This window comes from Mesorhizobium sp. M7A.F.Ca.US.014.04.1.1 (genome assembly GCF_003998745.1).
GTDB lineage: Bacteria > Pseudomonadota > Alphaproteobacteria > Rhizobiales > Rhizobiaceae > Mesorhizobium > Mesorhizobium ciceri.
Genome location: NZ_RZRW01001448.1, coordinates 1 through 464, shown reverse-complemented (window position 1 = coordinate 464; position 464 = coordinate 1). Strand labels below are relative to the sequence as shown.

The 464-nt window shown below is 57.3% G+C and carries 1 protein-coding gene; it reads left to right on the top strand.

Annotated elements, in window-relative coordinates; genetic code table 11:
• Positions 1-185: hypothetical protein (locus tag EOA22_RS38460; protein ID WP_206521596.1), on the top strand; the 185-nt coding region annotated here is incomplete at its 5' end.
• Positions 186-464 lie beyond the last annotated feature (279 nt).

The following is a 464-nucleotide window of genomic DNA, read 5'->3' as shown; positions in this document are numbered from 1 at the left end:
CTTTTATTGCCGGCGCTCGCGGCGATCTTGCTGATCTCCGCCGTAAAGGTGTGGCGGCACGCATAGCCGCCCAGCGTCGTGGCGCTGCGACGCTTCTAAGAGGGGTTGAAAGCGGTATCGCAATCAGACAAGTCATTGCACATAGCTGTCCCGCGCGTTCAGAGTTGCTGCGTTATGCCAAATAGTGCGGCTCAACCAGGGCGCAACAGGCGCCAGACTTACTCGCGCGACCTGATCGACACTTTCGCGAATGACATCGCCGTGGCTCACAACGGTCTGCTCGAGTTCAGTCTCCCCAGACCATTTTCGTAAAACCTCACCGAGCGTCGTGCCGTCTAGCTTCTAAGTGATTAGGGAGCCATAGGCTCACGGACCCGCTCACCAAGAACTAGCTCCGTAGGATTTAGCTGCAAAGGCGCAATCCATTTCCGTTCCGATCGAATGCCGGCCCCCGATGCAGTGAT